The following is a 12,676-nucleotide window of genomic DNA, read 5'->3' on the forward strand; positions in this document are numbered from 1 at the left end:
AAACTCATTTAAATCACTTTGCTATTAAGTACAAATTGATTCTTAGAGCGAACCAGATTGCTTGGCAGGAGCTTAAAAATATGGCAGCTTAAAATTGACCGTGCGTAACATGAGTAATTAATACGACTAAGCCATTGCTTAGGCTAGGAAAATGAAAGCAAACGAGTAAACCCGGCATCAATAGCAATGTGCAAAAAATACCCAGGCTGTTTTTTATTGATCGAGCTTTGTATGTTAATTTGCTTAAGGCAGTATTTACATCACTTAAGTAATTCCAACTACCCATAATTAAAAATAAAGTTATTAAATTAGTGATGATACTTGTGTAAAATATAGGCTGGTATTGATTGGAAGAATCGTACAAACCACTAAAAAGATATCCAGCCCAGAATCCAACATTCATAGCTGAATAACTATAGAAAAAAGCTTTGTCTCTGCGAGAGTCATCGGAAGAAAACCGCTGAGTCAATATGGTATTATAACTGGTGGTATTTAAACCACAGCCAATGAGAAAGAGACTAAGCCCCCAATATAAAGCTGCTTCATTAGGAAAAATAAAAAAAACAATTCCAATGGTTTGTAACAAAGTAGTAAATAAGAAAACAAATCGATTGCTTAACCAATTACCTCCTAATGCGCCACCCACTAAATGCAGTACATAATTAAACGCTAAAAATAATCCAACAACACTATTAGATAATGTACTAGAAAGGCCTAATTGTTTAGTGATGTATAACGATAAGGATGAGTATAAAACTGCATAGGAAAATGTAGAAAACATTTGTATCCAATACAGTGAGATGAGTCCTTTCGGCATTCCTTTCGCAGTAGTATCCATAATTACTCCTAATTTCCACTGGCGTGACTCTACCATTAGAATGAGCTAATATTAAGCGTTTTTTTAATTTTATTGTTGTAAGCAGTGAGTCATGGACTGTTGTAAGGTGTTAAGGAATGAACAAAATAGCTCGAGTTTCATGGAATGAAATAAAAAATTCAGTACAGGCGGTTAATCCTTCTCTCTATCAAGTTATTGAAATAGTTTCACCCGGCCAAAATATTCCTTTTTATCTAGCTCATTTTTCTTTTGGTGCTCATTTTGGTATTAAGAATCATGCCTATTTACCGACTTCAGAGGGAAGACTTGAAAAGATTGATAGTAAATATACTGAAAATCAATTATTCCAAGATTTAGGTTACGGAAAAAACAGCCTTCCTTTAGGAATCATTTTAAATAAATATTGTGAATGGCATCAATTTAGTGAAAACGAATATATTATCCCTGATTGTGTACAAGGACCGGGCGCCATTTTTAACATGCAGGTGGTGTTTGATGAGGATCAAACTATAGAAAATAATGTCTTATCTGTATCATCAGGGGCTTTATCTTCTTTTTTGCTCCCTAATATAGGATGCACAAGGAGACATTCCAGGATTCAAAAATATTTTAATGTGAATGCTCCTGCTCCAAAATCACCTTATGAACATCATCTTATTTTTAAGGAAATCTTTCAGGATAATACTCTTCGTTCAGATTGGAGTAGCCAAATCTTATATTTTTCACAGGAATTTATTAATGAAGTTAAAACAAATGATAATTGGCTAAAGTTGAAACTTTATTTCTCGGAAGCTTTAAGAAAAAAATTAACCCAAAACACTTATGATCCTGCCTGTAATGAACTCTTTTTAAGAGCTAAAAAAATTAATAGATTTAGACCTACACCCTTTATTATAGATACTGCCAAATATGTTTTTAATATATGTTTTGGCTCAGGGATTGGAGTAAAACCTGCGATAGACGATCAATATTTCCCTGTTACGACTATTCAAAAAATATATGATGAATGTTACCAGTTAGAGCATACGCCTACTGTAATGGTTCCAGCCCCTTTATTTGAAAAAAATGATAGTGTTTATTATCCCTTACAGTGCCCATTTTCTAAAATTAATACATTTAAGACTAATCAGAGCAATAGTACTTTAACTGAGTTAGAAACATTAAAGAATGTTTTACTAGCTTATCAGGAAGAGTTTATCGATGAAAATGGGGATGCTTATGGTAGCCCTCTATATCATGTCAGTAAACAAACAGAGTTTTTTTTCTATCATTATAAAGCGCAGGGGAATCATGCTATTAAAGATTCTGCTGCTTTAGTAGCTGCCGATGATCGGTTTTCTTATATTTTTAATAACAGTAAGAAAAGCTTTGCCAGTGATGCAAAATTACTAAGAGGTTGTGTGAGGCTCAGCAGATAATCTAAAATTTTCTAAATCTATTTCTAAAAGCTCTAGGTACTTGTTACTCAATTTGATTTGAGGGGAAGGGGGTATATAAAGAGATGAAATAGGAGTTAGCCTTATATTTTCTATATCTGAGAGCCTAAACCATTCAATTCTAGGTTTTTGAGTAGGATAGAGCGCTGCTTCGTATAAGCAAATTACCTGCTCGATTGAGTAATAATGACTAAGGTAGTCTTTCAACACATTTAGTTTTGTTGTTTTTTGTGTGTTAAACATACCTAGATTTGCAATTTGCCATAGGATTACATGGGATTGGATATCTAATTTACGCTCATAAATTAATAGCTCCGTAGCTTCAATGCTAAAACATCCTTGTGCTCCGGGATCTATTTGTAAATCAGAAAATAAGCAATCCATAGACGATATTGCAGGCAATATAATGGCATTGCCTTTTTCTGCTTGGATTATTTTAACAGCTTTTAAAGCCGACTCTGCAAAAACTGTAGGATGCCCATAAAAAACAACGCATAGATTAGTATATTGATAATAACTTCTAACTATTTCTGAAATTATATTTGTGTAAGCGTCTATTCGCTTGGTTGAATTAAAATAAATAGGCTCCAATGATTCCGCACTTTTTGACTCTCTTACAATCCATTGCTTTAAAAGCTCTTCATTAACCAAATAAAGTACTTTATCTGAGTTTTGAATGATTCTTTTAGTTTCTTCAGTCAAGTGTGCAACAGACTTGATGCCGGAACCAACAACAATCAATTTATGCATTTGATTATTGTAGAAGTGCAATTTTATTTGAGTGGGGTTGTTCGGTTTGAGCAACCTCTGGAGTTATCTCCAGCACCGTAGATTCATTTTCAATTAAAAACTCAATACCGATCAATGCTTCTAAGTCATCAAGTAAGTTCATCCTATCACCTTAATTTAATTGGTTTGACGATCATTGTATAAACAAAAAGGATAAAGGTATAGGGAGATTTACAGATCTTTAAAAACTTCAAAAAAGGGATTGCGTTAAAAAACTCGTTATGTTTAAATAATTACTCGAATCGAGTAAAATATTTATGTGTTTATAAATAAATCGTTATATAAGGATGTATGATGGATAAAAGAGTATTTAAAGAAGTTGAAGCCGCAAATTATATTTGCATGAGTCGTTCTTTTCTTTCTCAAGATAGAGTAAATGGCGCTTTAAAAAACAGAACTCCTGGTCCTAAATTTATTAAAATAGGGCGTTCTATTCGTTATTTAAAAGAAGATTTAGATATATGGTTGGATCAACAAAGAAAGCCGTAATAAACGCGGCTTTCATTTTGTTTGAATGCCACATTACCTGCATAGAACAAGGTAAATTTATAAAGCTAAGTACAAAAAATTTCTATTTATCTTTTAGATCATACCTTTCGGGATCAAGATTCATTTTTACCCAATATCGAAATGCTATGATTAAATTATCATCTTTTCCATCTAACATATTATAGTTTACTAAAGCCTTTAAAATTGCAGCAACAGCACATTCACTTACATCTAATTTTATATATTCTTCATCACCATTATCAAAATGTTTTAATGAATTAATATATAACAAATCATTAATTTCCCTACCAAGCTCTTCCCGACTCCGTCTGCTACCTTCATCAGAAGCTAATATATCTGTATAGTTTTTCTTACCTTGCCGATTCACTAACTCGCAAAAAATAACATCTGCTGCACCTGATAAAGTTATAGCGGACAATCTATCTTGCTCAGTCAAGAACAACATTATTGCCGTTTCTAATTGTTTAGCAGCCAACTGAAATCGTTGATAGGTTTTTGGAGTTGTTTTATTTTCTTCAATTAAAGGCTCTTTAGATAGATCTTCTTGCTTAAACTGCTTTCTCCATTGTTCGGTTTTTTTAAGTTTTTCAGGCATATCTCTGATGGCCTGGGCAATTTTTCTGCCATCTGCTTTTTGCCACTTCCAGTGTAAAAACGCATACACGAAGTCATCCGTTTGACCGTATAGTTTGATATATTCGGATATAGCGATTAGCAGAATATTTTCAGCAGATGAATGTAAGTCAATGGTACATGTTTCTGCACATTTTCTTCCCATATGCTTATGGACATTTACACCAAATATATCATTTATATATTTTCTATATTTTTCTTTTTGGGGAGTCCATCCATTAAATGCATCGTGAACTCTTTGAGCATAATTAATAAATGGTTCTTTATTTGCATTAATAACCAGCTGATAAAGTATATTATTGGCGGCAGATGACAATGTGATTACTGATGATAAGTCTTTTTCATTTAAAAACAGAATAACAGCCGTTCTTAACTGCTGCTTAGCTATATCACTTCGATGATATTCTTTTTCTTCACTACTCATCATTCCAATGCCTTCATACTGAATGGATAAATTATAATATTACTAGCAAGTAAGAGGGGATAGTTCCTAATTACCCTCACATTTTTGGGCACAATTGGAATATATTGAGATTTATCTTTTTATAATATTACACATTCAATTTGCACCCTGAGTGCACCCTGATATTCATGTTTTATTACGCATTTTATTTGTAACACATTGATTTTACTGGCGTCCCGGAGAGGATTCGAACCTCCGACCTGCCCCTTAGGAGGGGGCTGCGCTATCCAGCTGTGCCACCGGGACTAATGCTTGAGAGTCTACCTTGATTAGCATTAAATGACAATAAACTTACATCTCCGTGTAATTAGGACCGCCGCCACCTTCAGGAGGTGTCCATACAATGTTTTGATGGGGGTCTTTGATGTCGCAGGTTTTGCAGTGGATGCAGTTTTGCGCGTTGATTTGCAGCCTGGGGCCGTTTGGCTCTTCAATAATTTCATACACGGCGGCAGGGCAGTAACGGCTTTCTGGAGAGGCATAATCCTTTAAATTAATATCAATCGCTACTCGTTCCTTTTTTAATGTAAGGTGGCAGGGTTGATTTTCTTCATGAAATGTATTGGATAGAAATACTGAGGAAAGTTTGTCAAAAGTAATCACCCCGTCAGGTTTCGGGTAAGCTATTTTTTTTGCTTGGCAGGCGAGAGTTAAGGATTTATGATCGGCATGATTGCTGAGGGTCCAAGGCGATTTCCCTTTACTGATGTAGGTTTCAAAAGCAGCATTAATCAATCCCGGAAGCAGGCCATATTTAAATCCAGGCCTTATATTACGAACTGAATACAGCTCTTTACCCATCCAAGAGGTATTTATTTTATCAGAGTAGCTTTGTAATTCTAGTTGTGTGGTAGGTGGGGTTTCAAGTTCTAAGGCCTCAAAGCAGGTCTCTGCGGCGAGCATGGCAGATTTCATAGCCATATGAATGCCTTTAATCTTGGGAACATTCAAAAATCCTGCGGCATCTCCTATTAATAAGCCACCTGGAAAACTGAGCTTAGGCAGTGACTGCCAACCTCCTTCGGTTAAAGCACGCGCTCCGTAGGCAATACGTTCGCCACCAGTAAGCAAGGTAGTGATTAATGGATGGGTCTTGAACCGCTGTAACTCTTGAAAGGGATCTAACCAGGGATTTTTATAATCTAAGCCTACCACGAAACCTAAAGCTACTTGTTGTTGTGCCAAATGATAAATAAAAGACCCGCCATAAGTGGCTTGATCCATAGGCCAGCCAACGGTATGGATAACGGTACCTGGCTTATGTTTTGTGGGCTCAATTTGCCAGATTTCTTTAATCCCTAAACCATAAGTTTGCGGTTGTGCTTTATCTCTTAGATGATAGCGGTTCATTATTTTTCGGCTTAAATGACCACGACATCCCTCAGCCAATAAAGTTTGTTTGGCAAGTAGTCGCATCCCGGGTTGATAATTTGGCGTTTCTTCACCTTCTTTATTAAGACCTACCTCACCAGTAGCAACACCAATAACTTGATTATTGTCATTATAAAGCATTTTGGCAGCAGCAAATCCCGGATAAATCTCACAACCTAAGGCTTCTGCTTGCTCGCCAAGAAAACGGCATAATTCGCCTAGGCTAATAATGTAGTTTCCTTCATTATGCATGGAGGAAGGAGTAGGAAGTTTATAAGATTTATTTTGCGTAAGGAAATAAAACAAATCCTCTTTAACTGGTGTATTTAAAGGGGCTTCTTGCCAAGTATCAGGAAGTAATTCTTTTAGACTTCGCGGCTCCAAGACAGCTCCTGATAAAATATGGGCGCCCACTTGTGCCCCTTTTTCCAAGATACACACATTGATCGTTTTTTGCTTAGCTAAGGCTAATTGTTTCAGTTTAATTGCTGCGGAAAGGCCTGCAGGTCCTGCTCCTACGATGATTACATCAAATTCCATTGTTTCTTGATCCACTCGGCTTTCTCTCATTTAAAAAAAACAAAATGATCGCTTTTCTAATCAGGAAGATCAAGAATTAATTGGTTCTTTATAGAATAAAAGAGACTTGTAGACGATTGTTTTTATTCTAGTTATTTTAATAAGGATTGCTTGAAGTGGCATAAAAAATTTTTCAACTTCATTAGGTTTTTATTTGAGCATATAGAGTAAAAACGGCTTTTCTCATGATTTTCTTCTTATAAAGAATAGAGTAAACTGAGCAACTCCTTGGATTTTCTTGTAGTTTATGCCAGCCTCAATCATTGATATAAATAATTTTACTATCATTCCTGGATCGGGTTTGGGCTCTTTTATGCATAAAATCCGGAAAGGATATTTAGCGGGTGATTCGCGAGTTTTTTACCATAAGGAAATGGAGTTGCGTTCCGTGGCTTATCTGGAATTACTTGCCCAAGAATTTTTTCGCCTGATTATTCCCTCTCAGCCTGAGACGCGAATTGCGAGCCATCCTTATTTTAGTACTTATGTTATCCTCTCTGAGGAAATTGCAGGCTACAAGCCTTTGCCTGTTGATTCCCCCGCTAACTTTACTAAAGGCTTTTATCCTGGTTTGGGTCAAATCATGATTACCTCAATTTTTTTACAAGAAATTGATTTAAAAAACGGTAATATTTGCCTAAATAAAAATAATCATGTGATTAAAATTGATGGAGATTGGTGTTTTGCGGCGATGAGGGATAGCTCTTTTAAACATTATAAAAAAGCGATCACACCAGAGCTACTCGCAACCCTACCGTATCCTTTTGGTTATTCGGCGTTTAATTGGCTTGATATGACAGTTAAAGGAGTGGCCCAGCAAAGTAGTAGGATGGTGGAGGATGATTTAGCAAGCGCGCCTCATTTCCGTCAGGAAATTAATGAGGCCATGTTAAAGATCTTATTATTACCAGATGATTATATAAAAAAATTCGTCGATGCGTTTATTCCCTTTACTATTAAAGCTGATTTATTTATAGACTATATCAAAACCCGACGGGAAGAGCTTAAACACGCAGCACTCCAGGATGACTTTTTTAAATTGTATTTAAAAAGTCGCTTAGCCAAAGAGCATATGAATCAGCATCTGTTGCAGATGCAAAGTTTCGTAGCCAATGGCAATTATCCCATAATGGATGTTGCTGAATATGAGCTGCTCGAAGACCAAGTTTCTTTAACCTATGATAATTTATATGAGAGAGCAGAGGTAGACTCCGAGTCCTTAAACTCTTTTTCTCGTTTGAACGAGCTTAAGATTGATTTTTCCGCTACTACCTCTAAAAAACGGTTGGTGGATTATCGCGATTTACTGTTAAAAAAAATTAACAATTGTATTGAATCATTTTCAAAGAGCTCGGATAATAGTCAAGAGGAGCAAAGTATAAGACTCATACAGCTCGCCGAAGAGAAACGAAAATTGGTTTATGATAGTTTCTTTCAATTAGAAAAACGTTTTATCGACTTAGAACAATTGGGCTTTGATGCACACATTAAACTCTTTACGAAAAAACAAAAAGAAATGTCTATCAAATCCTTAGGTAATCCTAAATATAGTGAAGCAGCAAGAAAAGCTCATTTATTGTGTAACCGTTTACAGCAAGCAAGAAATAATTTTACCTCTTTAGATAAACCGTTTGAACAAGCGAAAAAGGACTTTAAGAGGGAATGCTTATTGGCGGTGAAAGATGCCCGAGCTATTTTAGATAATCATCGCGAGTGGAAAGGAAAAATTAAGAAATTTATCATTGATATCATTTCTTTTTTAACTGCTGGGCTAAGTGCACAACTAGGTTTATTTGGAAAAACGGATTCAGGAGCAAAATTAGATAATTTGGAGCAATTAGTAAGTAAAAATTTTAATTAGTAAACTAACCAGGTGAATAATGGCAAATTTTGTATTGTTAAAAGCTCTTAGTGACTCATTGAATAAAGGAAATGGACTAACGTTGGAACAATTAAAAGAAAAAACAGATGAGTACATTAAGATTCATAATGAAATCTTAGATGAAATATGGCGATTAAGAATAAAATCTTCTCGAACTACTCCTAATGATGAACGCATGAAGATCCTTGATGAAATAAAGGAATTACAAAAAAAGCTTAATGCTTGTAAATCGGATGAGCAAATTGCTAGCTTATTAAATGAGATAAAAAATAGAGAGGTTGAGACAAGAGGGCATTCTGACTTAGAATCGAACTCTCCCTATGTATTATGTAAAAGTTGATGGGGAAGGGTTCAACACTTCTCGATAAAAAAACAAGCTAAAATATATTAATATCAAATAAAAGCTGGTGTCTTATGACGAAGCAGGTGCTGCCTACAACGGAACTCCCCAAAACTTTAGGGAAGTTTTTTCTCCACTTTGTTAAAAAACAAAAATTAGCTTTTATTATTTTCTTTTTAGCTCCAACGGTCATGGTTTTGGAAAATAATGCTATTCCTTATTCCTTAAAGATGATTGTTGATGCCTTGGAATCCCACCCACATAGGGAGAATATATTTAAAGTTGTAGCACCTGCTTTATACTTAGGCGGTGGTTCTTGGTTGATTTTGATTGTGGTTTTACGCTTGCAAAATTGGTGGCAAGCTTATGTTATACCTCGTTTTTTAGCTGATGTCCGTATGTCCGTTTTTGATTACCTCAGCAGACAATCCTATCAGTATTTCTCCAATCAAATGGCTGGCAGCCTAGCCAATAAGCTTAATGATTTGCCACGTGCTTTAAATTCTATTTTTGAACTGATTACCTGGTATGTTATTGCTGCCTTTGCCTCCATCTTAGTTGCCTTAATTTTAATGTGCACTATTAATTATTGGTTTGCGCTAATCTTATTAACCTGGATAATGTTGCAGCTACTCATTAGCTTTAAACTATCAAAAAAAGTAGATGACTATTCAATTACTAATGCGGAAGATAAAAGTGAACTTAGTGGTAAAATAGTGGATAGCCTAAGCAACGCCAATGCCGTTAAGTTGTTTTCCAGACGCAAAGCCGAATTAGCTTATATTTCACTGAGCCAAAATAAAGAAGAGCACAGCAATAAAAGGCTGACTTTATATATGAATATCTTTCGTTTGTATTTAGATATTCCTGTAACCATTATGCTGGTGACCATGGTTTCTTTGTTGCTGTATTTTTGGCAAAAACAAATTATCACTACTGGCGATCTAGTTTTTATATTTAATGTCTCTTTTGCCATCATGACGCAAATTTGGTACTTATGTCACGCCATGGCTGATTTTTATCGTGAAGTTGGCATAGCACGTCAAGCAGTCGCGATTTTAAGTGCTCCCATTGACGTTCAGGATAAAGAGGATGCAAAAGAATTAAACGTTATCCGAGGTGATATTGAGTTTGAAAATGTGAGTTTTTATTACAATAAAGGTAAAAAGGTTTTTGAAAATAAATCCATTTATATACCTGCTAAACAGCGAGTAGGTTTAGTGGGGTATTCAGGCGGCGGTAAGACCACCTTTATCCATTTAATTTTGCGTTTGTTTAATTTGAAATCAGGGCGTATTCTTATCGATAAACAGGATATTGCCTCGGTGACCCAAGATTCCTTAAGAGCTGCAATTAGCATGATTCCCCAGGATACAACTTTATTCCACCGGACTTTAATGGAAAATATTCGTTATGGAAATCCTGAGGCTAGCGATGCCGAGGTGATTGATGCGGCAAAACGCGCATGTTGTGATGATTTTATTGCGCTTCTTCCAGAAGGGTATGATACCTTGGTTGGCGAGCGGGGGATTAAGCTTTCAGGCGGACAAAGACAACGCATTGCCATAGCGCGTGCGATTTTAAAAAATGCACCTATTGTGATTTTAGATGAGGCTACCTCGCAATTAGATTCTTTAACGGAGGAAACGATTCAAAATTCCCTTTGGGACTTGATGGAGTCGAAAACCACCTTAGTAATTGCTCACCGCTTGTCTACTTTATTACATATGGATAGGATTTTAGTGTTCCAAGATGGAACAATTGTAGAAGATGGCACTCATGAAGAGCTCGTTGCCAAAAATGGCTTGTATAAATCAATGTGGAATGCCCAAATAGGCGGCTTCTTACCTGAAGATGATAAAGATAGGGATGACTGGGATGAATAAAAATTCAGAATATATTAATCATTTTAACCAACAATCGGATCAATATTCCTTATGCCGCCCTGATTACCCTGAGGCTCTATTTGATTATTTGGCAACGCAAGTTGATGCTAATGCTCAAGTATGGGATTGTGGTACGGGGAATGGTCAGGCAGCAAAAGCGCTCGCATCGCGATTCCAGCAAATATTTGCTACGGATATTAATGCAGGCCAATTAGAGGTTGCTACCCGAATGGCTAATATTGAGTATTATTGTTGTCCTGCCGATAAAACACCTCTTAAGCCAGGCACAATTAATTTAATTACAGTCGCCCAAGCCTTACATTGGTTTAATTTTGATGATTTTTATGAAGAAGTGCGTCGCGTAAGCGCTGAAAATGCTTTATTTTTTGCTTGGTGCTATAGCTTAGGGTATTTTAATGAGCCTGCCATTGATGAGCCTATTCGCCATTTGTATTATGAGATTCTAGGTAAACACTATTGGCCTCGCGAGCGCTTTTACATTGATGAAGAATATAAAACCATTCCTTGTCCCTTCATTAGAGAAGCGACGCCTTCATTTTCCATTGAAAAAGGATTTAACTTACCGCAATTAATGGGCTATTTAGCTACTTGGTCTGCGGTAAAAGAATATCAAAAGCATCAGAACCACAATCCTTTAGATTTAATCGCTACTCAACTTGCCACCGCCTGGGGGGAGCCATCTCATGAACGACTTATCCATTGGCCCCTACATTGCCTCTCTGCAAGAGTTAATAAATTTTAAAAATAGCTTTTAGTGAGTTTTTCATTAGGATCTTAGCACTTATTATCCAACTATAGAGAGGACTGCTTACCTTGAAGTCTGCAGTAAAACTGCAGACTTCAAACGCAAAATATATTAAGTAGTATAGGGTATCATGGCGTAAAAGTGGTGTACTTATTTGCCGGAGTATTGAGGCCAATAATGGTTGCTTTCCTCTGGCTCTTTCTCTTTAACTGCTCCAAAAAAAGCTGATTGAGATTCGAAGAGAGAAGTCTTTTTCTCTTCTGCACGAACTGCTTGTCGGGAATGCAGCTGAGGCATATCAGGTGAATTATTATCCTTAAGGGGGGATTCTAAACCATTGCCGAATTTGTTCTCCCAAGCAGCTAATTCATCTCTATAACCTCTGTTTTGTAGTTCTTGATAAACCAATCGGATGAGTTTTTTCTGTTCTTCCGGATTCAAGTAAGTCGAAAACAAATGCTCAAAGATAGGGAAATTGGGGTCCTTGAATAGTAAATCATACTCGTTTTCCGTCGGAAGATGTTTCCCGAGACGTACCTTCACATGACGGTCGAACGGATTCGAAACCTGGCCATGAATGTGTTTTAAAAATACATAATAAAGATGACGCTCAAAATGTATGTCCCAGGGGAAAATATTTACAAGCGAATACCGCATAACCTCATTTTTTATTATTAACCCGTTACCATTTAGTTCCAAGCAGCTATGCTCCAAGTTTTCTGCCAAGTACATTAGAGTTTCTACAGAACCGCTTAAACAAGCATAGATAATAACAGGAAAGAGTCTAGTTACAGGAATTATTTCCTCCGTATACTTTCCACGCCAAAACCAAGCATAGGGGTTGTTATGTTCATACTCGCCTTTATAAACGGTATAATTAAAAGAGGTTTGACTAATTGCCGCGAATTTTTCTTTAGTAGTGAGACCACATTTATCTAATACGTATCGTAGGGCCTCAACATCACCATGCTTTGCTAAATGGATTATTAAATGATGCTCATCAGTTGTAATGGTCTCCTTTACTTCATTTGGGCTTAAACCAGTCTCTTCAAAAAAAAAGCGAAGTGATATAGGCGCGGATTTTTAGACGAAAAAAAGGTATTTTTAAGAGCTATTCTTCTAATATAAGAGGGGAATAGAATGACCAAAAAGCGAAATTATTACACTGCATCAAAAAAATCAA

12 protein-coding genes and 1 tRNA gene are annotated in these 12,676 nt (G+C 36.1%); 6 read left to right on the top strand and 7 right to left on the bottom strand.

The window, feature by feature from the left end:
- Positions 1-88: 88 nt before the first annotated feature.
- Positions 89-838 carry an MFS transporter gene (locus ELY15_RS09620; protein WP_127099458.1) on the bottom strand — a complete coding sequence of 250 codons (750 nt, stop codon included), beginning with the start codon at positions 836-838 and terminating at the stop codon, positions 89-91.
- A gap of 116 nt (positions 839-954) precedes the next feature.
- Here ELY15_RS09620 and ELY15_RS09625 point away from each other — a divergent pair, with 116 nt between their 5' ends.
- On the top strand, positions 955-2,256 hold the full coding sequence (locus ELY15_RS09625) for a hypothetical protein (protein WP_127099459.1): 1,302 nt from the start codon (positions 955-957) through the stop codon (positions 2,254-2,256).
- Here ELY15_RS09625 and ELY15_RS09630 read toward each other — a convergent pair.
- Together ELY15_RS09630 and ELY15_RS16120 are read right to left on the bottom strand one after the other, a co-directional pair.
- On the bottom strand, positions 2,227-3,024 hold the full coding sequence (locus ELY15_RS09630) for an SAM-dependent methyltransferase (protein WP_127099460.1): 798 nt from the start codon (positions 3,022-3,024) through the stop codon (positions 2,227-2,229). The two genes, ELY15_RS09625 and ELY15_RS09630, sit on opposite strands and share 30 nt — an antisense overlap.
- 4 nt (positions 3,025-3,028) lie before the next feature.
- A complete protein-coding gene (locus tag ELY15_RS16120; protein WP_158617442.1) occupies positions 3,029-3,166 on the bottom strand; it encodes a hypothetical protein in 138 nt (45 codons plus the stop codon).
- 191 nt (positions 3,167-3,357) lie between these two features.
- Between ELY15_RS16120 and ELY15_RS09635 the strand changes: the two genes are divergently transcribed.
- Positions 3,358-3,552: a DNA-binding protein gene (locus ELY15_RS09635; protein ID WP_127099461.1), complete on the top strand. Its 195-nt coding sequence runs from the start codon at positions 3,358-3,360 to the stop codon at positions 3,550-3,552.
- Between the two features lie 82 nt (positions 3,553-3,634).
- On the opposite strand, the gene ELY15_RS09640 is transcribed toward ELY15_RS09635, so the two are convergent.
- The 3 genes from ELY15_RS09640 to ELY15_RS09650 all read right to left on the bottom strand — a co-directional run bounded on the left by ELY15_RS09640 (position 3,635) and on the right by ELY15_RS09650 (position 6,595).
- Positions 3,635-4,633, bottom strand: coding sequence for a hypothetical protein (locus tag ELY15_RS09640; protein ID WP_127099462.1), 999 nt, complete (start codon positions 4,631-4,633; stop codon positions 3,635-3,637).
- 205 nt (positions 4,634-4,838) lie between these two features.
- Positions 4,839-4,915, bottom strand: a tRNA-Arg gene (locus ELY15_RS09645).
- Between the two features lie 45 nt (positions 4,916-4,960).
- Positions 4,961-6,595: an electron transfer flavoprotein-ubiquinone oxidoreductase gene (locus ELY15_RS09650; RefSeq protein WP_127099468.1), complete on the bottom strand. Its 1,635-nt coding sequence runs from the start codon at positions 6,593-6,595 to the stop codon at positions 4,961-4,963.
- A gap of 337 nt (positions 6,596-6,932) precedes the next feature.
- Here ELY15_RS09650 and ELY15_RS09655 point away from each other — a divergent pair, with 337 nt between their 5' ends.
- The 4 genes from ELY15_RS09655 to ELY15_RS09670 all read left to right on the top strand — a co-directional run bounded on the left by ELY15_RS09655 (position 6,933) and on the right by ELY15_RS09670 (position 11,490).
- Positions 6,933-8,480 (top strand): hypothetical protein, encoded by a 1,548-nt coding sequence (locus tag ELY15_RS09655; RefSeq protein WP_158617443.1) that lies wholly within the window; start codon positions 6,933-6,935, stop codon positions 8,478-8,480.
- 19 nt (positions 8,481-8,499) lie between these two features.
- Positions 8,500-8,841, top strand: coding sequence for a hypothetical protein (locus ELY15_RS09660; RefSeq protein WP_127099464.1), 342 nt, complete (start codon positions 8,500-8,502; stop codon positions 8,839-8,841).
- 74 nt (positions 8,842-8,915) lie between these two features.
- Complete coding sequence (locus ELY15_RS09665) at positions 8,916-10,727, top strand: ABC transporter ATP-binding protein (RefSeq protein WP_127099465.1); 1,812 nt, start codon at positions 8,916-8,918, stop codon at positions 10,725-10,727.
- Positions 10,720-11,490: a class I SAM-dependent methyltransferase gene (locus ELY15_RS09670; RefSeq protein ID WP_158617444.1), complete on the top strand. Its 771-nt coding sequence runs from the start codon at positions 10,720-10,722 to the stop codon at positions 11,488-11,490. Before ELY15_RS09665 ends, ELY15_RS09670 begins: the two co-directional genes overlap by 8 nt.
- 153 nt (positions 11,491-11,643) lie before the next feature.
- Here ELY15_RS09670 and ELY15_RS09675 read toward each other — a convergent pair whose 3' ends face one another.
- Positions 11,644-12,192 carry a hypothetical protein gene (locus tag ELY15_RS09675; protein ID WP_127099467.1) on the bottom strand — a complete coding sequence of 183 codons (549 nt, stop codon included), beginning with the start codon at positions 12,190-12,192 and terminating at the stop codon, positions 11,644-11,646.
- Positions 12,193-12,676 lie beyond the last annotated feature (484 nt).

The organism is Legionella sp. km772, from assembly GCF_003989735.1.
Lineage (GTDB): Bacteria > Pseudomonadota > Gammaproteobacteria > Legionellales > Legionellaceae > Legionella.